17 protein-coding genes and 1 pseudogene are annotated in these 24,925 nt (G+C 71.1%); 3 read left to right on the top strand and 15 right to left on the bottom strand.

All coding sequences use genetic code 11. The features are described 5' to 3' along the window. Positions 1 to 36: 36 nt before the first annotated feature. From ACWCV9_RS05935 to ACWCV9_RS05910, 6 genes are all read right to left on the bottom strand, one after another. Complete coding sequence (locus ACWCV9_RS05935; RefSeq protein ID WP_450784471.1) at positions 37 to 372, bottom strand: hypothetical protein; 336 nt, start codon at positions 370 to 372, stop codon at positions 37 to 39. A gap of 112 nt (positions 373 to 484) precedes the next feature. Further along, positions 485 to 856 (bottom strand): Imm50 family immunity protein, encoded by a 372-nt coding sequence (locus tag ACWCV9_RS05930; protein ID WP_450784470.1) that lies wholly within the window; start codon positions 854 to 856, stop codon positions 485 to 487. A 706-nt stretch (positions 857 to 1,562) separates the two neighbouring features. After that, positions 1,563 to 6,023, bottom strand: coding sequence for an RHS repeat-associated core domain-containing protein (locus ACWCV9_RS05925; protein ID WP_450784469.1), 4,461 nt, complete (start codon positions 6,021 to 6,023; stop codon positions 1,563 to 1,565). A gap of 71 nt (positions 6,024 to 6,094) precedes the next feature. Then, entirely contained in the window at positions 6,095 to 6,613 is a 519-nt protein-coding gene (locus ACWCV9_RS05920) for a DUF1990 domain-containing protein (RefSeq protein ID WP_450784468.1), read from the bottom strand. A 71-nt stretch (positions 6,614 to 6,684) separates the two neighbouring features. Beyond that, positions 6,685 to 8,331, bottom strand: coding sequence for a M4 family metallopeptidase (locus tag ACWCV9_RS05915; RefSeq protein ID WP_450784467.1), 1,647 nt, complete (start codon positions 8,329 to 8,331; stop codon positions 6,685 to 6,687). Positions 8,332 to 8,583: 252 nt separating this feature from the next. Then, positions 8,584 to 10,647 carry a M4 family metallopeptidase gene (locus ACWCV9_RS05910; protein ID WP_450784466.1) on the bottom strand — a complete coding sequence of 688 codons (2,064 nt, stop codon included), beginning with the start codon at positions 10,645 to 10,647 and terminating at the stop codon, positions 8,584 to 8,586. 326 nt (positions 10,648 to 10,973) lie between these two features. Between ACWCV9_RS05910 and ACWCV9_RS05905 the strand changes: the two genes are divergently transcribed. Continuing rightward, positions 10,974 to 11,459 (top strand): hypothetical protein, encoded by a 486-nt coding sequence (locus ACWCV9_RS05905; RefSeq protein WP_450784465.1) that lies wholly within the window; start codon positions 10,974 to 10,976, stop codon positions 11,457 to 11,459. A gap of 22 nt (positions 11,460 to 11,481) precedes the next feature. Here the strand turns inward: ACWCV9_RS05905 and ACWCV9_RS05900 are convergent, their stop codons facing one another. Genes ACWCV9_RS05900 through ACWCV9_RS05885 form a run of 4 tightly spaced genes read right to left on the bottom strand, consistent with a single transcriptional unit; the run spans position 11,482 to position 15,102 of the window. Further along, the gene (locus ACWCV9_RS05900; protein WP_450784464.1) at positions 11,482 to 12,126 is read right to left on the bottom strand and encodes a response regulator; all 645 of its coding nucleotides are present in this window, start codon (positions 12,124 to 12,126) and stop codon (positions 11,482 to 11,484) included. After that, positions 12,116 to 13,402: a sensor histidine kinase gene (locus ACWCV9_RS05895; protein WP_450784463.1), complete on the bottom strand. Its 1,287-nt coding sequence runs from the start codon at positions 13,400 to 13,402 to the stop codon at positions 12,116 to 12,118. The genes ACWCV9_RS05900 and ACWCV9_RS05895 overlap by 11 nt, the downstream gene beginning before the upstream one ends. Before the next feature lie 48 nt (positions 13,403 to 13,450). Continuing rightward, positions 13,451 to 14,185, bottom strand: coding sequence for an ABC transporter permease (locus ACWCV9_RS05890; RefSeq protein WP_385839860.1), 735 nt, complete (start codon positions 14,183 to 14,185; stop codon positions 13,451 to 13,453). Beyond that, entirely contained in the window at positions 14,182 to 15,102 is a 921-nt protein-coding gene (locus ACWCV9_RS05885; protein WP_450784462.1) for an ABC transporter ATP-binding protein, read from the bottom strand. Before ACWCV9_RS05885 ends, ACWCV9_RS05890 begins: the two co-directional genes overlap by 4 nt. A gap of 183 nt (positions 15,103 to 15,285) precedes the next feature. Here ACWCV9_RS05885 and ACWCV9_RS05880 point away from each other — a divergent pair, with 183 nt between their 5' ends. Both ACWCV9_RS05880 and ACWCV9_RS05875 read left to right on the top strand, forming a co-directional pair. Further along, positions 15,286 to 17,133, top strand: coding sequence for an ABC transporter ATP-binding protein (locus tag ACWCV9_RS05880; protein ID WP_450784461.1), 1,848 nt, complete (start codon positions 15,286 to 15,288; stop codon positions 17,131 to 17,133). Further along, complete coding sequence (locus ACWCV9_RS05875) at positions 17,130 to 19,043, top strand: ABC transporter ATP-binding protein (RefSeq protein WP_450784460.1); 1,914 nt, start codon at positions 17,130 to 17,132, stop codon at positions 19,041 to 19,043. Before ACWCV9_RS05880 ends, ACWCV9_RS05875 begins: the two co-directional genes overlap by 4 nt. A 5-nt stretch (positions 19,044 to 19,048) precedes the next feature. Here ACWCV9_RS05875 and ACWCV9_RS05870 read toward each other — a convergent pair whose 3' ends face one another. The 5 genes and pseudogenes from ACWCV9_RS05870 to glgX all read right to left on the bottom strand — a co-directional run bounded on the left by ACWCV9_RS05870 (position 19,049) and on the right by glgX (position 24,720). Beyond that, positions 19,049 to 20,293, bottom strand: coding sequence for a hypothetical protein (locus ACWCV9_RS05870; protein ID WP_450784459.1), 1,245 nt, complete (start codon positions 20,291 to 20,293; stop codon positions 19,049 to 19,051). Positions 20,294 to 20,322: 29 nt separating this feature from the next. Next, positions 20,323 to 21,102, bottom strand: a pseudogene (locus tag ACWCV9_RS05865) (dolichyl-phosphate beta-glucosyltransferase); the annotation flags it as partial. A gap of 109 nt (positions 21,103 to 21,211) precedes the next feature. Then, entirely contained in the window at positions 21,212 to 21,838 is a 627-nt protein-coding gene (locus ACWCV9_RS05860) for a hypothetical protein (protein ID WP_450784458.1), read from the bottom strand. 10 nt (positions 21,839 to 21,848) lie between these two features. Beyond that, the gene (locus ACWCV9_RS05855) at positions 21,849 to 22,355 is read right to left on the bottom strand and encodes a SigE family RNA polymerase sigma factor (protein ID WP_450784457.1); all 507 of its coding nucleotides are present in this window, start codon (positions 22,353 to 22,355) and stop codon (positions 21,849 to 21,851) included. 112 nt (positions 22,356 to 22,467) lie between these two features. Next, positions 22,468 to 24,720: a glycogen debranching protein GlgX gene (glgX, locus tag ACWCV9_RS05850; RefSeq protein ID WP_450784456.1), complete on the bottom strand. Its 2,253-nt coding sequence runs from the start codon at positions 24,718 to 24,720 to the stop codon at positions 22,468 to 22,470. Between the last annotated feature and the right edge of the window lie 205 nt (positions 24,721 to 24,925).

Raw genomic sequence — 24,925 nt, 5'->3', positions numbered from 1 at the left:
CATCGCAATAAAGGCGGCATTCGGCTCTCTATCGGGTCAGCCTTCCGGGGTCGCAACCTGCTGTAGGTGCTGGACAATGAGATCAAGATCAGAAATTGTCGTGAGACAGAATTCCTGGTCCTGAATAGCGGTGGTGCGAATGACGTCTGAGAAGGCCGGGTTGGAGAGTCCCTGTGCCTCTTGTAGGACTCTGGTTGGCACAAGTACCCAGTTCCTCCTTGTCCGGTCGAGTGTCCATTCTGTTTGGGTGGGTGACTCTTGAATCGCATTGTCAATGGCCTGTGCGATCTCTTCGCTAGGTGCTTTGAAACGCCAGCCCATGTAAGCCACAGGGTGGTAGTTATAGATGTTGTTATAGTCTGCGGACAGCATGAACCAGGACAGTTCCCCGAACCTGCTAAGGACGCGCCCTGCTCGCGTGCTTCGAGTCGACATATCGGTTCCAATCACATCACCAGAGGGGCCCGGCGCCTCGACCGTGGGTTCAGGGTTCGGTGGCATATGCGGTCAACTTTGAGATGAACGCCGTATCCGCGATGCCCTGGATGCGCGACTTGGCTGACATGACGTTGAGGCTGATGCCTTCCTCGCCAGTAAGGGAAATGTCTGCCAATATGGCCGTCCCGAAACCTTCCAGTGCAATCTCTCTGACGCCGCCGAACGAGATTTCAACCTGGAGGGTATTGAAGCCCTGCTCCACCCACTTGCGTGGGGGCTGCTCCGGGTAACGAGGCAGGTCCAGACGCAGTTTCAGGGTGGGGTCGTCCTCGTGGAGGACGATCTCGTGTAGATGCACATCGATGAGGTCCGGGGGATCGCCTTGGTAGACGGTGGTAATGCCTGCTGGATTGTGCATCAAGGAAACCCATGACATGTCGACTCAGTCTTCCTGCTCGGGATACTCGTAATGCTGCTTGCCCCGGACGTCGTGCGTTCGTCCCTCAGTTCGCTCGGTACGAAGAAGCGGCAGTCGATTTCCAGGTGAGGGTGACCATCCGGCCCAGTGTTTAGGTACTCACCACCGGGCTCGGTCGAAGGAACTTCGGGCGTCGGTCACAGCCGCGCGGAGTTCCGCGTCGGACAGGTCGCCGGGCTCGGCCAGATCCGGGCGACTGGGTAGTCCTCCAGGATCATGAACACTCGGTCGAAGAGATCTGCTAGGGCCTCGCGGAGCCGTTCGTCGTTCGCCCTGAGAGGCGCCCCCGGGGTCCGTGGTTGTTCAGTCGCCGATATCTTCCATCGTGTACGGACCTGCTCGTCCATTTCAGTTTGCGCTGGGACTGATTTGATGGGAGGTCAGGATAACCCCCCTTTGCAGTTCCGTGATGCCTTCGCCTGACAGGTGAACCTTGCCGCTGTGTGGCGGTTCCAGGAAATCTGCCGGTCTCTCGTAGCGGTTAATCCAGTTAAGTGTCATGCAGGGCTGAGGTTCCTGCGGGTCGGTAATAATGCTGGGTGTAAACTGCTGGCCGGGTCGCGCAACGCCTCCCACGCATCGAACGATGCATACGGCGGTCGTAGTCGTAGCATCTTCCACGGAGTAAATTTGCAGTTTTGTGATGTCAGGATCGTGCATGGCCGTAAGCCTCCGTTACAAACTGGCTTATTTGCGCTGGGGATAGTTTTGGTATATCCCACTCCAAAGCGTCGGTTATACCCTCATATGAATTAATTTTCGGAACATGAATCCCCATTTTAGCGAGGATGTCGTGAGCCGTCCCTGCTGGGATCTCAACTGTGGCTCTACTTGCGAGCTCACGAGCTGACAAGTTGACCCCGACTTCCGCCTCGGCGCGGATGTATCCTGGCATGGTTTCCACTCCTGCGAGTGCACTCCGGGGTATAAGCTGGACTACTGCATCCCCGAATTGTTCGGAGTGCCTTGCGAACGCCGTTGCCACGCCTGGATCGATTGACGTCGGCGTGAAGCCGGAAGTCTGCGTTCCCTCGCTGGCGTTGAAGCCCTTGGTGGTGCCCCGAAACAGGTGCTCCTCTTCTGGGCAGCCACTTGGAGCTAGACCCAGAGGGTCGGACCAGCCATATGGATTGTGGACATATGTGGTTGGGTTGGGGGCTGGGCTGAGCCCCAAGGGGTCTGGTGTGAGATATCTGGCCGTCTCCGGGTCGTAGTGTCGGAAGTAGTTGTAATGCAGCCCCGTTTCGGGGTCGAAGTACTGGCCGGGGAAGCGTAGGGGGGTGTAGGTCGTGCTGTTTGTTGTCCAGGCCGTTGTGCCCCAGAGGGTGCTTCGGGTGCGCCAGGCTATGGTGCCCTGTTCGTCCACCAGTTCGCTCGGGGTGCCGACCAGGTCGGTGATGATGGCGAAGAAGCGGGAGTCGATTTCCGACTGAGGGGTGGTGATGCGTTCCGTTTGGGAGAGGGGGCGTAGGCCCTGGTGGTCCCAGGTGAGGGTGACCGGGTGGGGGTAGTTCCCCGAGGTTGTGGTCTGTTCGCAGAGGGTTGTGCCGTCCCAGGTGAAGGTCACTCGCTCCAGGACTGTTTCGCCGTCGGCCGCCATGCGGAGTTTCGCCGTGCGGCGGCCCAGGGGGTCGTAGGTGTAGCGCCAGAGTGTGCCGTCGGGGGTTATCACCGAGGTCAGGCGGTCTTCGGTGTCCCACTCGTAGCGCCAGGTGTCCGGCTTGCGGGACAGGCGGGTCTTCTGGCGCAGGGTGATGCGGCCGAGGGCGTCGTGTTCGTAGCGGACGTTGCCGGCTTGGGTGATGCGGGTGCCCACATAGGAGCGGGTTCCGGTGGCCTCCGTGCCCGGGTGGTTCGCCGGCCAGGAGGCGTAGGTCTGGTTGCCTGCCTCGTCGTAGGCGTAGCGTTCCGTCCAGTTCGCCGCGTGGACCGCTGTTACACGGCCTGTGGCGTCCAGGTCGAAGTGGCGGGTGCCGTTGAGCTGGTCCTGGATGCCGATGATGTTGCCGTCGGCTCGGTAGGTGTAGGTGCGGTGCTGGATCGTGCGGCCGGCGGTGCCGGTCACCGACTGGGTGGTCAGGCGGCCCAGCGGGTCGAAGGTGTGGTCCAGGGTGACCGTGCCGGCGATCTGGCGGGTCAGTTCGCGGCCTGACTCGTCGTAGGTGAAGTCGATCGAGCGGCCCGAGGCCACCATGCCGGTACGACGGCCCGCCGCGTCGTACGACCAGGTGGTGACCGCGCCCGTCGGCGTCGTGCGGCCCGTGCGGCGGCCCAGGGTGTCGTAGGTGTACGTCACCGTGCGGCCGTCGACCGTCTCCGAGCGCAGCCGGCCGAGGTGGTCGCGCAGGAGGGTCAGGGTCGTGCCGTCGGGGCCGGTCGCCTGGGCGAGTTGGTCGGTGAGGTCGTAGGAGTAGGTGGTGGTTCCGTCCGCCGTGTGCTTGCGGAGGACCTGGCCGAGGGCGTCGCGTTCGTACGACGTCGTCCGGCCGAGGGCGTTCCGTCTGCTGACCAGGCGGCCGGCCCCGTCGTAGGCGTATGTGAGTGTGCGGTCGTCGAAGTCCGTCTCCGCGAGCAGGCGGCCCGCCGGGTCGTAGGTGTACTCCCAGGTCAGGCCCTGCGGGTTGGTGACCTTTGTGAGGCGGAGTTCGGCGTCGTGGGTGAACTCGTAGCGGACGCCGTCCGGGCCCGTGCGGGCCGTCAGCAGGTCGAAGTGGGTGTACTCGAAGTGCGAGACACCGCCCAGGGGGTCCGTGTGGGTGGTGCAGTTGCCCTCGCCGTCGTAGGTCCAGGTCTCCGTCGTGCCGTCGGGGGCCGTACGGCGGGTCAGGTGGCCTTCGACCGACCATTCCAGGTGGGTTCTGGCGCCCGTCGGGTCCGTGATCGTGATCGGGCGGCCGTGGGCGTCTCGCTCGTAGGCGGTCACTGCTCCCAGGGGGTCCGTCACGCGCAAGGGCAGGCCCGCGCGGTCGCAGACGACCGTGGTCGTGTGGCCCAGGGGGTCCGTGACCGACATCAGGTGGCCGGACTCGTTGTAGGTGAATCGGGTGGTCCCGCCCGACGGGTCCGTCACCGATGTGCGGTTGCCCCGGTCGTCGTAGGTCTGGCGGATGACCGTGCCGTCGGGATTGACCAGCTTCACCGGCAGGCCGAGCGCGTTGTACTCCGCCCTCGCCTCGCGGCCGTCCGGGCGGACGACCGAGGTGAGGTTGCCCTCGTCGTCGTAGTGGAAGGCCGTCGTGTGGCCGAGCGGGTCGGTGGTGGAGAGGAGGCGGTTGTGGCGGTCGCGGACGTAGTGCGTGGTCGCGCCCAGCGCGTCGGTCTCCGCCACCACCTGCCAGGCCGCGTCGATGAGGTAGCTGCGGGTGTGGCCCGCGCCCGTCGTCGCCGTTGTGGTGCGCAGCCCTGTCGTGGGGTCCGGGTCGGTGTAGGTCAGGCGCAGGGCCATGTGGCCGGCCGAGCCGCCCTCGGCGATGCAGCGGTCCTGGTCGTCGTACGCGTAGGTGTAGCTGCGGTCGTTGGTGTCCGTCCAGGAGGTGACGCGGCCCCGGTCGTCGTAGGTGAAGCGGAGGGGGAGGCCGGAGGAGTTGACGACCTCGGTGAGGTTGCCGTCCGTGTAGCGGAAGCGTTTCAGCTCCTCGCCGGTGGCGGACAGGTGGTACGCCGTGATGCGGCCGGAGTCCGTGGTGATGCGGACGCCCTGGCCGGCGCTGGTGTGGACGGCGAGGGGGGTGCCCTCCGCGTCGTACTCGAAGGTGAGGCGGTTGCCGTTGCGGTCGTCCACCTGTTCCAGGACGGCCAGGCTGTCGCCCCGGTCGGCGAAGTGCCAGGTGCGGAGGGTTTCCGGGTCGGTGAGGGTGTAGCCGCCGGCCACGCGGTCCAGGGGGCGGCGGGGGCCGTGGGCCGGGAGCGTGGGCAGGCCCGGGGCCGGGTGGGGGTAGGAGAGGAGGAGGCCGTCCTCGGTGACGTGGATGACGCCCTCGGCATCTATCTCCAGGCGCTGGTCCAGCGTCGAGGACCAGGAGGGGCCGAACCAGCGGCCCAGGTGGTAGCCCGATTCCACGCGCCGGGTCAGAGTGAGGGGCAGCGCGCCGGGGAGGGCGACGTCCGTCTGCGGCAGGTACATCTTGCCGGTGGCGAGGTCGACGGGGTCGGTGCCTTCGCTGCACCGTGATGCGTCGGGGCGGGAGGGCTCGTACGGGTCCTCGGAGACCTGGTCCCGGGGCGTCTTCGCGTCCGAGTCCTCCGGTTCCTCCGAGCCCTCCGAGTCCTCCGAGTCCTCCGAGTCCTCTGCGCCCTCGGGAGACGCCGGTTCCGGAGCTTCGTCTTCATGCTCGGTGCCCGTGTCGGGCGCGTCTTCGGGGTCTGCTTCGGAGTCTGTGTCCGCTGCGTTCGCGGGTTCCGGGGCGTCATCGCCGTCGGTCTGTTCGGCCTCCGGTTCCGGAGCGTCGGCTTCCTCCGCCTCCGTCGGTACGGGAGCGTCGGCGTCGGTCTGCTCGGCTTCCGGTTCCGGGGCATCGGCTTCCTCTGCCTCCGTCGGTTCGGGAGCGTCCGTGTCGGGCTGTTCGGCCTCCGGCTCTGGAGCCTCGGCTTCCTCTGCCTCCGTCGGTTCGGGAGCGTCGGCGTCGGGTTGCTCGGCTTCCGGTTCCGGGGCGTCGGTCTCCTCCGGTGCGCTGTCGGCTTCCTCCGCGCCTGAGGGTTCCGGAGCTTCGTCCTCGTGCTCGGTGCCGGTGTCGGAGGCGTCTTCGGGGCCGGTTTCGGACTCTGCGTCCGCCGTGTCCGTCGGTTCCGGGGCGTCATCGCCGTCGGTCTGTTCGGCCTCCCGCTCCGGAGCCTCGCCTTCCTCTGCCTCCGTCGGCTCCGGAGCCTCGGTCTCCTCCGGTGCGCTGTCGGCTTCCTCCGCGCCAGAGGGTTCCGGAGCCTCGCCTTCCTCTGCCTCCGTCGGCTTCGGAGCCTCGGCGTCGGTCTGCTCGCCTCCCGGCTCCGAGGCGCCCATCGGCTCCGAGGCGCCCACCGGCTCCGGGGCATCCACCGGCTCCGGAGCGTCAACGGGCTCTGCTGACGGGGCCTCTTGAGGTGTCTCGGGCTGCTCGTGCCGGCGGTCGCTCATGAGCGAAATTCTGGCATTGCCACGTCAAGCCGATGGCCGACCGTCAACTCTCTCTCCTGGTCCGAGCACGCTCAGACCTCCGACCCCGCGCACAGACGCCTGAGGACCACCCCGCACCGCCGCGCGTACGCGTGCTGGAGGGTGCGGGTCGCCGGGCCGCCCGCACGGGCGTACCACTTGGCGCCCTTGCTGAAGGCCGCGATCGTCAGCCAGACCGTGCCGTCGCCGGTGCGTTCGACCAGGAAGGCCTCCTCACCGCATTCGGGGTGGCCTTGGAGGGTGCCGTAGGCCCAGCCCGCGCGGCGGGGTTCCTCGGCGGTCCATATGATGCGGCAGGGGGCTTTGATGAGGCCGGCCAGGGTGACGGTGACGTCGACGCCGGGGGCCGCGCGGTCGGCGGTGGCGTCGATGCCGACGCCCATGGCGCGGTGCATCTCCCAGGTGAGGACCGCCTCGGCGGCCCGGCGGAAGAGCTCGGTGCCCTCGCCGAGGCGGGTGCGGACGAGCATCGGGTGGAAGCCGGGCGGGCAGTGGGTCAGGTCGTCGCGGGTCGCACCGACCGGCTCGTAGGTGAAAGGCGCCGAGGACATGGGTCACAAGGGTAGGGCGGTACCCGGAAGGCTCTTCTTCCGGGTACCGCCCTGGAGCCACTAGCCGATCACTACTTCACGTTGACGCCGGTCCAGGCCGCCGCCACCGCGTTGTACTCGGTGCTGCCGGAGCCGTACAGGTCCGCCGCCGCGCTCAGGGTCGCCGCGCGGGCGTCCGAGTAGTCGGTCGTGGAGGTCATGTACTCGGTCAGCGCCTTGTACCAGATCTGGAGGGCCTTGGCGCGGCCGATGCCGGTGACCGTGGAGCCGTTGTAGGTCGGGGAGTTGTACGACACTCCGTTGACCGTCTTCGCGCCGCTGCCCTCCGACAGCAGGTAGAAGAAGTGGTTCGCGACACCGGACGAGTAGTGGACGTCCAGGTTGCCGACGGAGGAGGACCAGTAGTCCGCCGAACCGCCGTCCTTGCTGGGCTTGTCCATGTAGCGCAGCGGGGTGCCGTCGCCGTTGATGTTGATCTTCTCGCCGATGAGGTAGTCACCGGGGTCCTTGGCGTTGTTGGCGAAGAACTCCACGCCGGTACCGAAGATGTCGGAGGTCGCCTCGTTCAGGCCGCCGGACTCGCCCGAGTAGTCGAGGCCCGCGGTGTTGGAGGTGACGCCGTGGCTCATCTCGTGGCCGGCCACGTCCAGCGAGGTCAGCGGGTCGGCGTTGCCCGAGCCGTCGCCGTACGTCATGCAGAAGCAGCTGTCGTCCCAGAAGGCGTTGACGTAGTTGCTGCCGTAGTGCACACGGGAGTAGGCGCCGACACCGTCGTTCTTGATGCCGCTGCGGCCGAACGTGGACTTGTAGAAGTCCCAGGTCTCCTGCGCGCCGTAGGCGGCGTCGGCGGCCGCGGTCTGGTCGGAGGAGGAGGTGGAGGCGGTGCCGGTGCCGAAGGAGTTGGTCGAGCTGCTGACCAGCGTGCCCTTGCCGGACGTCTTGCGGGCCAGGTTGTACGTCTTGTGGCTGCCGCGCGTGGCGTCGGTCAGGTTGTACGTCCCGCTCGCCTGCGTGGTGGTGAGGCTGACGGTGCCGGAGTACAGGGTCTTGCCGGTGCCGGTGGCGTTCTCGATGCCCTGGTACTCGAAGAGCTTCTTGCCGGTGGCCGCGTCGGTGATGACGTGCAGCTGGTTCGGGGTGCCGTCGTCCTGGAGGCCGCCGACGATCGTCTCGTAGGCGAGGACGGGCTTGCCGGAGCCGGCCCAGATCACCTTGCGGGCGCCGTCCGCGGTGGACTTGGCGGAGCCGAGGGTTCTGGCGGCGGACACCGCCTGCTTCTCGGCCTTCGCGGCGCTGATCTGCGGCGTGAGCGAGGCCACCTTGATGGCCGACTTGTTCGCCTTGGTGATGCCCTTGGTCTTGCCGGACTTGGCGGTGTGCACCACCAGGTCGCCGCCGAGCACGGGCAGGCCCGCGTAGGTGCGCTCGTAGCGCGTGTGGACCGTGCCGTCGACGTCCTTGACGACGTCCTTGACGATCAGCTTCTCCTTGGCGCCGAGGCCTATCTTCCGCGCCGTCTCGGTGGCGCCGGCCTGGGCCTGCTGGATCAGGGAGGCGTGGGCGGCGACGGAGACCGCGGCCGGGGCGCCGGCCAGCGGCTTGGCCGCGGGCTGGGCGGAGGCGGTGGTGGTCACACCGGTGGAGAGCAGGGCTCCGGCGGCGACAGCGGTGGCGATGGCCAGAGTGGTGCGCTTGTGACGCGCGTAGAGGGGGCTCACTCAAAGCTCCTTCTCGTGGGGAGTCCGGTCAGCGTGGGGTCACTGGACCGGCAGTGTGGGGTTGTGAAGTTGCGGTGCTGCTGCGGCGGGTGGAGAGAGAGTGACATCAAGGGCGCGTACATGTCAGGACCCTGAAGTGATGTTGGCTGGAAATCGACGTTCAGATGAATGTTGCGGCCGTGTGAACCGGGTACCGCCCGAGCTGCTCCGTGCCTCGGGCGGCGCCCAGTTACGGGCTCTCCGGGGTGTGCCCTAGGGGAACGTCAGCTTCCAGCCGTTGAGGGTTCCGCTGTCGTAGGTGGCCTGATCCTGCACCCGCAGTTTCCAGGTTCCGTTGGCCGGTTCGGCGGCGGCGTTGACCGTGTAGGTCTCGTTCACGTCGGCCGCCGAGTCCGAGGAGCTGAAGTCCTTCAGCCGGTACGCCGTGCCCGACGGGCCGATCAGGTCGATCACCAGGTCGCCCCGGTAGGTGTGCGTGATGTCGACGCTGACCTGGAGGTTGCCCGGCGCGTTTCCGCTCCTGCCGGAGACGGTGATGGACGACGTGACCGCGGGCCCGTTGTCGGGCACCGCCACCGGCGAGGTGTTCTCGTACGACGTCCCGCCCCCGGTGCCGCCACCGGAGCGCGAGCCGACCCCGACGCCCGCCCAGGCGTCCTGCACCGCCTTGTACTCGGCGCTGGAGGTGCCGTACAGCTCCCCGGCCGCCGCCAGGGTGCCGGTGCGGGCGCCCGCGTAGTTGGTCGTGGAGGTGAACTTGGTGGTGAGCGCCCGATACCAGATCTGAAGCGCCTTGTCCCGGCCTATTCCGGTCACCGGAAGCCCGTCTGCGGTGGGCGAGTTGTAGCTCACGCCGCCGATGACCTTGGCGCCGCTGCCCTCGCTCAGCAGGTAGAAGAAGTGGTTCGCCGGGCCGGAGGAGTAGTGCACGTCGATCCCGCCGATGCCCGAGTACCAGCTGTCCTTGGACGAGCCGTCCTTGCTGGGCTTGTCCATGTAGCGCAGCGGGGTGCCGTTGCCGTTGATGTCGATCTTCTCGCCGATGAGGTAGTCACCGGGGTCCGAGCTGTTGTTGGCGTAGAACTCCACGCCGGTGCCCATGATGTCGCTGGTGGCCTCGTTCAGGCCGCCGGACTCCCCGCTGTAGTTCAGGCCGGCGGTGTTGGAGGTGACGCCGTGGCTCATCTCGTGGCCGGCCACGTCGAGGGCGGTCAGCGGGTGGGTGTTGCCCGAGCCGTCGCCGTAGGTCATGCAGAAGCAGCTGTCGTCCCAGAAGGCGTTGACGTACGCGTTGCCGTAGTGGACGCGGGAGTAGGCGCCGACGCCGTTGTTCTTGATGCCGCTGCGGCCGAACGTGTTCTTGTAGAAGTCCCAGGTGACCGCGGCGCCGTAGTGCGCGTCGGCGCCCGCGGTGGCGGCGTTGGAGGTGCTGCCGTTGCCCCAGGTGTCGCTCGACTGCGAGAACAGCGTGCCGGTGCCGCTGCTGCCGTGGTTCAGGTTGTACGTCTTGTGGCCGCCCCGCGCTCCGTCGGTGAGCGAGTACGACGAACCCGACTGGGTCGTCGTCAGGGTGACCTGCCCGCTGTACTGGGTGTTGCCGATGCCCGTCCGCACGGCCTGGTACTCGAAGAGCCTCCGGCCGCTGGTGGCGTCGGTGATCACGTGCAGCCGGCTCGGGGTGCCGTCGTCCTGGAAGCCGCCGACGACCGTCTCGTACGCGAGCACGGGCTTGCCGCTCGCCGCCCACAGGACCTTGCGGACGCTGTCCGCGGCGGGCTTGTCACCGCCGAGCGCCCTGGCCCGCCGTACGGCCTGCCGCTCGGCGGCCGTACGGGAGACCGTCGGGGTGAGGCCGGCGCCCTTCAGGTCGGCGGGTGAGGCCTTGACGACCTCCATGGTCTTGCCGGCCCTGTTCGTGTCCACGATCAGATCGCCGCCGAGCACCGGCAGGCCCGCGTACGTCCGCTCGTAGCGGGTGTGCAGGGTGCCGTCGGCGTCCTTCACCACGTCCTTGACGACCAGCTTCTCCTGGGCGCCGAGGCCGATCGCGCGGGCCGTCGCGGCCTTCGCGGCGTCCGCGTGCCGGACCAGCTCGGCCCGCTGCGAGGGGCTGAGCCGTACCGCCGCGTGGGCCGGATTCACCTGGCCGGCCCGCGGGTTCGCCGGGGCGGCGCTGGCGGCGCCGGACTGGACGGCGGCGGCGATCAGCGCGGCGACACCGGCGAGTGCGACGGTGGCCGTACGGCGGTGGGAGGTGGGGGAGGTGGTGCGGTGCGGGGTGTGGGAGGTGCGTCCGCGAGAGGCGTTGCTTCTCAACACTGACTCCTTCTGCGTGACCGCGGGTCGCGCGGCCAGGGGAGACCGGACGGTGGGTCGATGCGTCCGGGCAGAGCGGGGCGTTGCGCGGAACCAGGTGCACAGCCGCCGTGCAGAGCGGGTGAAGCTGTGGGGTTGCTGTGAGGCGGCTCGGGAAGAGTGGCAGGGGATCACGGTGGCTGTCAGGACCGCGTCACGAACTTGGCCGGAAATGGTTCGTTGACCGGATGTTCATGTCCGCTATGCGGACCGCTTGCCCGGTGGCCATTTCCGGGCGTCCCCTAGGGTGGGCCCCGGCGCGCGGGGCGTCGGACACGGGGGGCGCGATGAACGGTCGGGGAACACTGGGGCGCGCGGTGCGCGTGGGCCTGCTCGTGGCGGGCGTTCCGGCGCTGCCGTGGGCGGCCCTGTGTCTGGTGGTCGCCGCGGTCGAGTTCCTCCGCGGCGGGGACACCGCGCTCGCCGCCGCCGACCTGCGCGCCGCCGGTCTGCTCGTCGGCGGCACCCTGCTCGTCGGCGCGCTGACCGGACTGGTCCTCGCCGGCGTCCTGACCCTCGTCGCCCGGCTGCTGCGCGGCACCGCGGGCCTGGTCCTCGCGGGCGCGCTGCTCGTCGGGCTGCTCTTCCCCGCCGTACTCCTGCTGCTGGGCGCGGCAAGTGACGGCGGATACGCGGAGATCGCGGTGGCGTTCCTGCTGTGGCCGGTGATGGCCGGGGTGGCCGCCGTCCACAGCCCCGACATCGTGGGCCGCACCCGCGACCGCGCCTGGCTCTGGCGCCCGGGCCCGGCGGCACGGCTGCGCCGGGGCTGACCCGGAGGGCGAGAGAGAGGTCCTAGCCCAGGATGCCCCGGTCGTACGCCACCGCCACCGCGGCCGCGCGGTCGCTGACGCCCAGTTTGGCGTACAGGTGGGTGAGATGGGTCTTCACCGTCGCCTCGCTGATGAACAGCTCGCGGGCGATCTCGCGGTTGGAGGTGCCCCTGGCGACCAGGGCGAGGACCTCGCGCTCGCGGGCCGACAGCGCCTCGTTGCCGGGGGAGCGGGGGGCGCGGACCGCGTGCACCAGCCGGGAGGCGACCGCGGGGGAGAGGACCGTACGGCCCTCGGCGGCGGCCCGCACCGCGGTGCAGAGTTCCTCGCGCGGGGCGTCCTTGAGGAGGTAGCCGGTCGCACCCGCCTCGATCGCCGGAAGGGTGTCGGAGTCGGTGTCGTAGGTGGTGAGGACCAGCACCTTGGCGCGGGCGCCGCGGCGGGTCAGCTCGCGGATGGCGTCCACCCCGGAGCCGCCGGGCATGCGCAGGTCCATCAGGATGACGTCCGGGTCCAGGGCCGCGGTCCGGTCGACCGCCTCCACCCCGTTCGCGGCCTCGCCGAGGACGGTGAAGCCGGGGGTGGACGCGAACATGCCGCGCAGACCGTCCCGGACCACCGGGTGGTCGTCGACGATCAGCAGGGAGATGGAGGGCTCAACGGTCATCGCCCACCAACGGTACGCGAACCGACACCGCCGTGCCGTGCCCCGGTTCGGACTCCACGGTGAGGGCGCCCGCGATGCGTTCCGCGCGGGCCCGCATGCCGGCCAGCCCGAACCCCCCGGCCCTGGTGCGGGCCGGTACGGCGGCCGGATCGAAACCGGTGCCGTCGTCGCGGATGTCGAGGCTCACCTCGTCGCCCATGAAGGACAGGGTGACGCCGACGCGGGACGCGCGCGCGTGCCGGGCCGCGTTGGACAGCGCCTCCTGGGCGACGCGCAGCAGGGTCGCCGCGACCTCGTCGTGCAGCTGCTCGGCGGTGCCGGTGACGGTGAAGTCCGCCCGCACACCGGTGCGTTCGGCCCACTCGCCGACCGTCTTCTCCAGCGCCTCCGGCAGTCCGTCGGCGGCCAGCGCGACCGGCGCGAGATTGTGCACCGAGCGGCGGGCCTCACCGAGGCTGTGCCGGGCGAGGGCGCTGGCGCGGTCCAGATGGGTGCGGGCGGTGGCCAGATCGGGGGCGTTCGCCACGACCTGGAGCTGGGCGATGATGCCGGTCAGGCCCTGGGCGAGGGTGTCGTGGATCTCGGCGGCCAGCCGGCGCCGCTCGTCCGCGACGCCCGCCTCCCGCGCCTGGAGCAGCAGTTGGGCGTGCAGGGCGGCGTTCTCGTCCAGCGCCTGCTGCAACGCGGTGTTGGTGCGTTCCAGTTCGGCGATGGTCTCGGCCTGCACGAGGGCGTGGGTCTGCTCCTGCTCGGCGTACCGGGTGAAGACGCTCACCAGGCCCATGTTGACGGCCAGGACGAGGAAGTAGCCGACCCACAGGACCGGCCCGTGCGGCGGCCAGCCGCCGATCTCGCTGCCCGCCATGGTGACGGCGGTCAGGAAGAGACCGGGCATCACCCAGCGGCGCGGCAGCTCCCGGGCCGCCGTGTAGTAGCCGGTGACGGCGTAGAAGGCGAAGAACGGGTTGGCCCAGGTCAGCACGAAGGCGATGGCCCAGCGCAGCAGATAGAGGCAGACCCCGGTCCGGCTCGGGCCCGGCCGGGTGCGCCGCACCCTGCCCCAGTACAGCTGGAGGGCGACGGCCGCGGGCACGAGGGCGGCGGCGACGACCGTCGCGGACCGGTGCATCCCGGTCAGCCGGGAGGACAGGGCCGCCGCCAGGACACCGGCGGCCAGCAGCATCCAGGGACCCCAGCTGTCGAAGGTCGCCCGGGGCTGCCCGGACGCGCCGCTCCTCGTCCCGCGGCCGCTCTTCGTCGTACCGCCGCCGCTCATGGTCGTCCCCCGCCGCTCGTCATCCCCCCAGTGTCCGGCACGGCCCGCTCACTCCCAGCGGAACCAGCGGGCCGCCGCGGCGGTCAGCAGCACGGTCCAGCCCGCGAGCACCCCCAGGTGGGACCAGCCCGGCCAGGTGCCGGCGGCCGCCTCGCCCAGCGCCCGGGCCGCCGCACCGAACGGGGTCAGCTGCACCACGCGGGCCAGGGTGTGCGGCATCTCCTGCACCGGCAGCCACAGCCCGGCGCAGAACATCATCGGGAAGAACACCGCCGAGCCGATCGCGCTCGCGATCTTCGTGGTGCGGGACAGCGCCGAGACGACCGAGCCGAGGGCGAGCGCGGCGAGCGCCGCGAGGACCAGGGCCAGCAGATAGCCCCCCGGCTGCTCGGGCAGCCGTACGGCGAAGGCCAGCCTGCCGACGGTGAGCGCGAGCAGCGCCGAGGCCAGCGCGACCGTGCCCTGCACGGCCATCTGCGCCGACAGCAGCGCCGACGGCCGTACCGGAGTGAGCCGCATCCGGCGCAGGATGCCCCGCTCCCGGTAGCCGGTCAGGGCCTGCGGCAGCGACTGCACCCCGGACATGATCAGCGCGATCAGTACGGCGATGGGGACGTAGGCGTCGACCGGCCGCAGCCCGCCCAGGGAGGCGTCGGGCCTGCGGAAGGAGGGGATCGAGCCGAGGATCACCAGGAGCAGCGTCGGGAACAGGAAGATCCAGAAGACGGCGCCGGGCTCCCGGCGGAACAGCCGGAACTCGGTGCGCAGAACGGCGGTGTTCATGCCGTGGCCTCCTCGGCCGTGCGGTTGGTCAGGTCCAGGAACGCGTCGTCGAGGGTGGCGTCGACCACGCGCAGCTGACGGGCGGTGATGTGGTGCCGGGCGAGCAGGGTGATGACCGCGTCGACGGTCTCGTCGGTGCCGGAGAGGGTGATCCGGCCGTCCTTGCGCTCGATCGAGGCGAGGGCGGGAAGACCGGCGAGGGCGTGGTCGTCCAGCGGGACGGACGGGGTGAAGCTGATGACGGTCGCGCCGGCCGAACGGCGGATCAGCCCGTCCGGGGTGTCCAGCGCCGCGACCCGCCCCTTGTCGATCACCGCGATCCGGTCGCAGAGCCGCTGCGCCTCCTCCATGAAATGGGTGACGAGCAGCACGGTCACGCCGCTCGCGCGGACGTCCTCGATCAGCTGCCAGGTGTCCCGGCGGGCGCGCGGGTCGAGCCCGGTGGTCAGCTCGTCCAGCACCACGACCCGGGGGTTGCCGATCAGGGCCAGCGCGATGAACAGCCGCTGCTGCTGCCCGCCGGACAGCTTGGCGAACCGGGTGCCGAGCTTCGGGACGAGACCGAGGCGTTCGGCGAGCGGCCGCCAGTCGGCGGGGCGCGGCGAGAACGCGGCGTACAGCTCCAGCGCCTCCCGGACGGTGAGCTTGGGCTGGAGCTCGCTCTGCTGGAGCTGGGCGCCGAGGACCAGGGCGACCCGGTCGTGGTCGGCGACCGGGTCGAGCCCGGCGACCCGGACCCGGCCGGCGTCGGGGACCCGCAGCCCCTCGACGCACTCCACGGTGGTGGTCTTGCCGGCGCCGTTCGGGCCGAGGATCCCGAAGATCTCGCCCTCCTCGACGGCGAAGGAGACGCCGTCGACCACGGCGCGGCCGCCGTAGGACTTGCGCAGACCGGTGACTTCGATGACGGATGGCATGGATCGAGACTCCCGCCCGGGCGGGGTCCGGCACATCGGCCGGCCCGCTCGAAACGGCATCAACCGATCGGTTGATGCGCCGCTACGACCCATCGGTGCGCGGGGGTCCTAGGGCCAAGGGCGGAGGGCGGCCCGGCCAAAACTCGGTGGGCGATGTCAGTGCCGGTCCGTACGCTCGCGGTGATGCCCACGACACGTGCAACCACCGAGGACCGCTCCACCGTCCGCAGCCTGCTGCGGCTGTGGCCGTTCGTCCGCCCCATCGGCTTCCGGCTGTTCGGCGCCGCGCTGGTCGCGGTCACGGCCTCCTGTACGGGGCTGGTGATCCCGCTCGTGCTGAAGTGGATGGTGGACGGCCCCGTCGCCCACCGGGACCCGGCCGGAGTCTGGCTCGGCGCGCTGTACCTGCTGCTGCTCGGCCTGGCCGAGGCGGTCCTGTTCGGGATACGGCGCTGGCTGGTGGCGCGTCCGCTGTCCTACGTCGAGGCGGAGATGCGCGGGCGGCTCTACCGGCACCTCCAGCGGCTCCCGGTGGCCTTCCACGACCGCTGGGCCTCCGGCCAGCTGCTGTCGCGGGCCACCACCGACCTGATGCTGCTGCGTCAGTTCCTCGCGTTCCCGTTGACGTTCCTGCTGGTCAACGGGGTGACCATCGTCGTGGGCGTGGTCATCATGCTGGTGCAGGACTGGGTGCTGGGGCTGGTCGTCCTCGCGCCGGCCCTGCCCGTGATCTGGACCTGCGCGCTCTTCGAGCGGCGGTACGCCGAGGTGGCCCGCCGCGCCCAGGACCAGGTCGGCGATCTGACCACCCTGGTCGAGGAGAGCGTGCTCGGCATCCGCATCGTCAAGGGGTTCGGCCGGCACCGCAGTCAGGCCCGGGCGTTCCGCGCGCTGTCGGGCACGCTGCGCGGCACCGAGCTGCGCAAGGCGCGGCTGCTGGCGGCCATCTGGGGCGTCATCGTGACCCTGCCCGAGCTGGCCATCGGGGCGGCGCTGGTGCTGGGGGCGGTCCGGGTGGCCGACGGCGAGCTGTCGGCGGGGACCCTGGTCGCCTTTCTGAGCACGGCGCTCGCGCTGCGCTGGCCGGTGGACTCCATCGGCTTCCTGCTGGCCATGAGCCAGGAGGCGGCGACGGCCACCGAGCGGTACTTCGAGGTGCTGGACGAGGCGCCGGAGGACACCGCGGCCGGGGACGGCGGCGCCCGCCGGGGCGAGCAGGACGGCGCCCGGCAGGGACTCAGCTTCCAGGGCGTCCAATTCCGCTACCCGGACGCACCCGCCGGCTCCGCGCCCCTCCTCGACCACGTCGACCTGCATGTCCGGCCCGGCGAGTCCATGGCCCTGGTCGGCGCCACCGGCAGCGGCAAGACCACCCTCACCGCGCTGGTGCCGCGGCTGCACGAGATCACCTCCGGCCGGATCACCCTGAACGGCGTCGACATCACCGCGATGCCCCGCGCGGAACTCCGCGCCAAGGTCTCCGTCGCCTTCGAGGAACCCACCCTCTTCTCCGCGAGCGTCGGGGAGAACGTCCTGATGGGCGCGGAGAACGGCGCGGGCGAGGAGGATCTGGACCGCGCCCTCGCCATCGCCCAGGCCGACTTCGCGCACGCCCTCCCGCAGGGCACCGGCACCCGGGTCGGCGAGCAGGGCCTCAGCCTGTCCGGCGGCCAGCGGCAGCGTCTCGCGCTGGCCCGCGCGGTGGTCGGCCGGCCGGAGTTCCTGGTGCTGGACGACCCGCTGTCCGCGCTGGACGTGCACACGGAGGCCGCCGTGGAGGCCGCGCTGCGGCAGGTCCTCGCCGACACCACCGCGCTGATCGTGGCCCACCGCCCGTCCACGGTGCTGCTGGCCGACCGGGTCGCCCTGCTCTCCGGCGGCCGGATCGCGGCCGTGGGCACCCACCAGGAACTGCTGCGCACCAACGCCGAGTACGCGCATCTGATGTCCGGGGAACCGGCCGGAGCACAGGGCGAACGGGAAGAACAGCGCGAACAGGTCGAACGGGAAGAACAGGGAGACCACCGGTGACCAGCACGACCGCCTCCGCCGCCCCCGCCGGCCGTGACGACCACGATGGCGACCGGGGCGACGACCAAGACCACGCCGCCCACGACGCCCGCGCCGACCGGGCGGCCCGGCCCGCCGGCGAGGACCCCTTCGACCGGGACGTCCTGCCCACCCCGCCCGGCGCCACCGCCGCCCTGCTGCGCTCGCTGCTGGCGCCGATGCGCGGCCGGGTCCTGTTCACCACGCTGCTCCTGCTGCTCCAGCAGGCGGCCGTGCAGGCGGGCCCGCTGCTGGTGGCGTACGCCCTCGACACCGCCGTACCGGCGTTCCGGGACCACCGGCACGGGCCGCTGGTCGCGGTGGCCGTCGGCTATCTGCTGTGCGCCCTGCTCTCCGGCGGGCTTCAGTTCTGGTTCATCGAGGCGTCGGCCCGGGTCAGCCAGGACGTGCTGCTCGACCTGCGCGGCCGGATCTTCCGGCACGCGCAGGCGCTGAGCATCGACTTCCACGAGCGGTACACCTCCGGACGGCTTATCTCCCGCTCCACCACCGATGTCGAGTCGCTGCGGGAACTCCTCAACGAGGGTTTGCAGGAGCTGGTGACCGTCGTCCTCTCCTTCGTGTACATCTCCGCGCTGCTGCTCTGGCTGGACCTCGGCCTGGGCGCGGTGGCGGTCGTCTCCTTCGTCCCGCTGTACCTGCTCGTCCGGCTCTATCAGCGGCGGGCCGGGCGGGTGTACCGGGAGCGGTCGACGGCGATCGCCGCGGTGATCGTGAAGTTCGTGGAGACGATGAACGGCATCCGGCCGGTGCGCGCCTTCCGCCGGGAGGCCGCCAACGACGCCGAGTTCACCGCGCTCAACACCCGGCACGAGCGGACGAACGGGGACGCGCTGCTGGAGATGGCCCGCTATGTGGTCGGCTCCCGCCTGGTGGCCAACACGGCGGTCGCGGGGATCGTGCTGTGGGGGGCCTACCGGGTGGCGTCGGACTCGCTGGAACTGGGCGTGCTGGCCGCCGCCGTGCTGTATCTGCGGCGGCTGTACGACCCCATCGACCGGCTCGGCATGTTCCTCAACTCCTACCAGTCGGCGGCGGCCTCCCTGGAGAAGATCGCCGGACTGCTGGCCCAGACGCCGTCCGTGCCGGAGCCGTCGGATCCGCGTGAACTCCCGCCCGGCAAGGGCGACTTCCCGGGCCGTGAGGTCGTCTTCGACGGGGTCTCCTTCGGCTACCGCACCGGCGGCGAGGTGCTGCCCCGCTTCGACCTGACCCTGCCGGCCGGGCAGACCGTCGCGGTCGTCGGCTCCACCGGCGCCGGCAAGTCCACCCTCGCCAAGCTCCTCGCCCGCTTCTACGACCCCTCCGCCGGCCGGGTCCTGCTGGACGGGGTGGACCTGCGCGAGCTGGCCGCGCCGGAGCTGCGGCGCGGGGTGGTGATGGTGACCCAGGAGGCGTTCCTGTTCTCCGGGACGGTCGCGGACAACATCGCCATCGGCCGCCCGGACGCCACCCGGGAGGAGATCGAGCGCGCCGCGAAGGCGATCGGCGCGCACGAGTTCATCAGCGCGCTGCCCGACGGCTACGACACGGACGTCCGCAAGCGCGGCGGCCGTATCTCGGCCGGGCAGCGCCAACTGGTCGCGTTCGCCCGGGCGTTGCTCGCCGACCCGGCCGTGCTGATCCTCGACGAGGCGACCAGCTCCCTGGACATCCCCGGTGAACGGGCCGTCCAGCGGGCGATGTCGACGGTCCTGCGCGGCCGTACGGCCGTGGTCATCGCCCACCGGCTGTCCACGGTGGAGATCGCGGACCGGGTGCTGGTGATGGAGCACGGCCGCATCGTCGAGGACGGCCCCCCGGCCGAACTGATCGCCGGCACCGGCAGGTTCGCCAACCTGCACAGGGCCTGGCGGGACAGTCTGGCGTAGGCCGCCTACGGCACCCCCAGCTCGAACAGGGCGTACCCCGCGTACGAGCCGGAGGCCAGGGCGGCGATGCCGAGCAGGGTGCACAGCACGGGCAGCGACAGCCGGCGCATCGCGGCCGCGAGGGGCAGGAACAGGGGGAAGCAGGGCAGCAGATAGCGGGAGACGTTGGCGAAGATCTGCTGGCTGCCGAGGACCAGGGCGAGGGTCAGCACGGTGTAGACGACCAGCATGGCCGGGGGGCGCAGGCGCAGCAGCAGGGGGAGCAGGGCGAAGGCGAGCAGGACCACGGCGACGCCGATGACGTCGGAGAAGGGGTAGGAGAACAGATAGCCGCCGAAGTGGCCCACGGGTACGGACGTCAGCACGTCCAGGGTCTGTTTGCCGTAGTCGAACTCGTGCGCCCACGCGCCGGACTGGAGCTTGAAGTACCCGGTCAGGTCGCCCATCCGGTCGCCGACCCAGAGCAGATAGCCGAGCAGTCCCAGCGGGGCCAGGGCCGCCGCCAGCAGCGGGCGCGCCACCCCGTCCTCGCGTCGGCGCAGGGAGAGCAGCGCGGCGACGCCGAGCGCGGCGACCAGCGCGGCGGCGGTCGGCCGGTTGAGGCCGGCCGCGAAGGCGAGCGCCCCGGCGGTGAGCCAGCGGCGCGTCATGACCGCGTAGGCGGTCCAGACGGCCAGGGCCACGTAGAGGGAGTCGGAGTAGACCGCCCACTCCACCCCGGAGCCCGGCCACACCGCCCACAGCCCGGCCGCGGCGAACCCCGCCCGCCGGCCGCCGAAGCGTTCGGCGACGGCGTACACACCGAGCGCGGCGGCGAAGGACGCGAGGACGGAGACCAACAGCCCCGCGCCGTACGAGCCGAGGCCGGTGACCGCGGAGGTCAGCCGCATCAGCGCCGGGTAGAGCGGGAAGAACGCCGCCGAGTTGCCCTCCAGCGTGATCAGGCCGGTGGCGCCCGGGACCGGGACCAGCTTCGGGTCGTAGCCGTGCAGCGCGATCTGCTGGTACCACCAGCCGTCCCAGGTCGCCAGCACGTCCCACACATGGGCGCCGCCGCCGAACCGGGGGTCCTTGGTGCGGTAGTCCCCGGCGGAGGACAACAGATACATGAAGGAGCAGAAACCGGCCAGTTTCAGGCTGCCGTACAGCGCCAGGACCGGGCCGTGCCGGCGGGCGGCACGGCGGAGGCGGCCGGAGCCGGGTGCGGTGTCCACGGGTGGGGCCTCGACGGGGGGCAGGGTCGCGGTCATGCCGCGGGCCGTCCGGTGCGCGGGCGGCGGCGGGCCAGCTCGCGCCGCATCCGTACGATCCCGCGCAGATCGGCCAGCGCGGTGGCGACGATGTCGACGCTGCTGTCCGGGTCGTCCACCCAGTCCACCGGCACCTCGTGGATGCGCAGGCCGGCCCGTTCGGCGTGCACCAGCAGCTCGGTGTCGAAGAACCACTCCCCGTCCCGCACCAGCGGCAGCAGTCGCTCGGCGGCCTCTCGCCGTACCGCCTTGAAACCGCACTGCGCGTCGGAGAAGCCGACGGCGAGCGTGCAGCGCAGCAGGACGTTGTAGCAGCGCGAGATGACCTCCCGCTTGGGGCCGCGCACCACCCGCGCACCGGGTGCCAGCCGGGTGCCGATGGCCAGGTCGGAGTGGCCGGATATCAGCGGGGCCACCAGCGGCAGCAGGGCCGCGAGTCCCGTCGACAGGTCGACGTCCAGGTAGGCCAGCACGGGTGCCCGGGACCCCGTCCAGGCCGCCCGCAGCGCCCGGCCGCGCCCCTTCTCCGGCAGCCGCAGCGAGACCACCTCGGGCAGCTCGTCGGCGAGCCGGGCGGCGATGGCCGGGGTGCCGTCGGTGCTCGCGTTGTCGGCGACGGTGATGCGGAACGGGTAGGGGAAGGTGTCCCGCAGATGCGCGTGCAGCCGCCGGACGTTCGGCTCCAGGTCCTTCTCCTCGTTGAACACCGGTACGGCCACGTCCAGGACGGGCTCCTCGTGGTGGGTGGGCAGCGGTGTGCGCCGGGGGGCCGGTGCCAGGGCCGAGGAACGGCCGGTGCGGAGTTTCATCACGTGTCTTCCCCGTTTGTTGCTGGTGGTCGGGCATGCCGCGGGCATGTGGGCGGCATGCCGGTGACATGCGGTCGGTGGTGCGGGTCGGTGGCAAAGGCCGGTCGGGTCAGCCGGGTGGTCCGGACCGAGCCGAGGAGGTGGCCGAGGAGGTGGCCGGGGGACCGGCCGGGATGGTCGTCGTCGCGGTGACCGGCGGGGCCGTGGCCGGCTCCCGCGCGGTGGCTGAGGCGGTGGCGGTGGCGGTGGCGGACGGAGGCCGCGGGCTCGTGGTCGCCGAACTCCCCGTCGTCGTGGGCGGGTAGGACGCCGAGGCGGTGTCCTCGGGGGGTGCCCCGGCCGTCGTCGGGGGCACCGACGGCGGCGCGGTGGGGGTGGCCGACGGCGTCGCGGGCGAGGTCGGGCTCGGCCCGGGCGTCGCACTGCTCGCGGGCCGGGGCTGCGGGGCGCTGGGCCGGTCGTCGGTGTGGCCGTGCGGCCACAGCAACAGGCCGAGGCCCAGCCCGGCGACGACGACCGCGGAACCGGCGGCCCGGCGCGCCGCCCGCACCCGGCGACGGCTGCGCACACCCGCGCGCAGCCGCTCCCGGTGCCGGGGCTCGAAGGGCGTCGGCTCCTGCGCGGTGCGCATCAGCCGGGTCAGCTGCCGCTCGAAGTGATCCGGGCCGGCGGCGCGGTCCCGGTGGTCGGCGTCGGCCCTGTCCCGCACCCGCTTCAGGTGGTCCAGCTCGTCCATGGGTCCTCCCTCACCCCACCGGCTCGATGACGTCGGCCAGCAGCAGGCGCAGCCTGGCCACTCCGCGTGCGGCATGGGACCGGGCCGTGCCCACCGGGCAGCCCAGGGCCTCGGCCACCTGACGGTCGGGCAGGTCCTGGTAGTAGCGCAGCACCACGGCGGCCCGCTGCCGCGGCGTCAGCTGGGCGAGCGCCGCCTCCAGCCGGGACCGCTCGGCCACGACCGCCGACAGATCGCCGGCCACGGCCTCCTCGGGCAGCTCCGCGACGGGCCGTTCGCCCCACCAGCGCCGCCGGGCGGAGCGGGCCGCGGCCCGCGCCAGCACCGTGCGCACATACGCCTCAGGTGCCTCCTCGGCGACCTTCGGCCACACGAACCACAGCTTGACCAAGGACTCCTGCAACAGGTCCTCGGCCCGGTGCCGGTCCCCTCCGGTGAGCAGACGGGCCAGGTGGAACAGGACCGACCAGCGGGCCGCCACGAATGCGTCGTACTCACCGGCCCGTGCCTGCTCCATCCCCACGATCCCCGCTCTCGCCGGCTGTCTCCACAAGGGGAAAGGCCCTGGACCCCCTCATGCGCTGCATCCGGCGGACGTGATCCGTGTCACGCACAGCCCGCGCACAGCATCAGACGACCCGCAGCAGCAGCGCCGTCCGTGCCTCCACCGTGAGCTCGGTCCCGGCCCGGTGCACCGTGCCCGGCGCCTCGCTCTGCTCCTCCCGGGAGGTGTCCACGAGCACCTCGTAGCCCTCGGCCCAGGGTGGGCCGGGCAGCACGAAGGGGGTGGGGCGGTCGCCCGCGTGCAGCACCGCGAGGAAGCTGTCGTCCACCACCGGCGCGCCCCGCTCGTCCCGGCCCGGGATGTCCCGCCCGGAGAGGTACATGCCGAGCGTGGCCGCAGGCGCGTACCAGTCGCCCTCGGTCATCTCCGCGCCCCGCGCGGTGAACCAGGCCAGGTCGCGCAGCCCGTCCGCGGAGTGCGCGCGGCCGGAGAAGAAGGCGCGGCGGCGCAGCACCGGGTGCCGGTGGCGCAGTCCGATGAGCCGCGAGGTGAGGTCGAACAGCGGCCGCCAGTCCGGGTCGTCCAGCAGGGACCAGTCCAGCCAGCCGATCTCGTTGTCCTGGCAGTAGGCGTTGTTGTTGCCGCCCTGGGTGCGGCCCAGTTCGTCGCCGGCGACCAGCATGGGCACCCCGGTGGACAGCAGCAGCGTGGTGAGCAGGTTGCGCAGCTGGCGGCGGCGCAGTGCCCGCACCCGCTCGTCGTCCGTCTCGCCCTCCGCCCCGCAGTTCCAGGAGCGGTTGTCGTCGGTGCCGTCGCGGTTGTCCTCGCCGTTGGCCTCGTTGTGCTTGCGCTCGTACGACACCAGGTCGCGCAGGGTGAACCCGTCGTGCGCGGTGACGAAGTTGACCGAGGCGTACGGGCGGCGGCCGCCCCACGCGTACAGGTCGCTGGAGCCGGACAGCCGGTAGCCCATCTCGCGCACATCCGGCAGGGCGTGCCGCCAGAAGTCCCGTACGGCGTTGCGGTAGCGGTCGTTCCACTCCGTCCACAGCGGCGGGAACGCACCCACCTGGTAGCCGCCGGAGCCGATGTCCCACGGTTCGGCGATGAGCTTCACCCGGCGCAGCACGGGGTCCTGGGCGATGACCGCGAGGAACGGGGAGAGCATGTCGACGTCGTGCATCGAGCGGGCCAGCGCCGCCGCGAGGTCGAAGCGGAAGCCGTCCACGCCCATCTCGGTCACCCAGTAGCGCAGCGAGTCGGTGATCAGGCGCAGCACCTGGGGCTGGACCACGTGCAGGGTGTTGCCGCAGCCGGTGTAGTCGGCGTAGCGGCGGGCGTCGTCCTGGAGGCGGTAGTAGCCGCGGTTGTCGATGCCCTTGAGGGACAGGGTCGGACCCAGCTCGCCCGCCTCCGCGGTGTGGTTGTAGACCACGTCGAGGATGACCTCGATGCCGGCCGCGTGCAGCGCGCGGACCATCCGCTTGAACTCGCCGACCTGCTGTCCGGTCGTACCGGAGGCCGCGTAGCCGGCGTGCGGGGCGAAATAGCCGATGGAGTTGTAGCCCCAGTAGTTGCGCAGGCCGCGGCTGAGCAGGTGGTCCTCGTGCGCAAACTGGTGCACCGGCAGCAGCTCCACGGCCGTGACGCCCAGCCGCACCAGGTGCTCGATCGCGGCCGGGTGCGCGAGCCCCGCGTAGGTGCCGCGCAGCTGCTCCGGGATGCCCGGGTGCAGCTTGGTGAAGCCGCGCACATGCAGCTCGTAGATCACCGAGTCCGCCCAGGGCGTCTTGGGGCGGCGGTCGTCGGACCAGTCGTCGTCATCGTGGACGACGACGCCCTTCGGGACGTACGGCGCCGAGTCGCGGTCGTCCCGGACGGTGTCCGCCACCTGCTGCTCGGGCCAGTCCCGGACGTGCCCGTAGACCTCGGGCGGGAGGGTGAACTCGCCGTCCACGGCCCGGGCGTACGGGTCGAGGAGCAGCTTGGCCGGGTTCCAGCGGGCGCCGGTCCACGGGTCCCAGCGGCCGTCCACCCGGTAGCCGTACCGCTGCCCGGGCATCACGCCCGGCACGAATCCGTGCCAGATCTCGTGCGTCAGCTCGGTCAGCCGGACCCGGGTCTCCCGTCCCCGTTCGTCGAACAGGCACACCCGGACTGCCTCGGCGCCCGCCGCCCACAGGGCGAAGTTGGTGCCCGCGACCCCGTCCGGACCGACCCGGAACCGCGCCCCGAGCGGGGTCGGCGTGCCCGGCCACACGGCGGGGGCGGGTGGTACGGAGTGCCGGACGACGCCGTTCGCCCCGGCGGCCGCCGGAATCCCGTTCCCGGCCGCCGGTTCTCCGGCCGGTGCCCGCTGCTCGGCTGCGCTCGTCACCTGTCGGCCCCTCTTTCAGTGGCGCGCCAAGGGGCGGCGCGCCCGGCCGCACGGCAGTGCCGGGTGTGCCCGGCCACCGCTACGGCTGCGCCCCGACGGCTCTGCACGGGCGCGGCGGCTCCCCGATGTTGTCGTCCTTCCCTCTTTTCTGCCCAGTGCGTGGGTCGCACTCACGTTTCCCCGGAGCGGGCCCGTCGTTGAGCCC

Source organism: Streptomyces sp. NPDC001606 (assembly GCF_053596835.1).
Note: the sequence above shows the minus strand (reverse complement) of the source record. Positions and strands in the feature narration are given on the sequence as shown.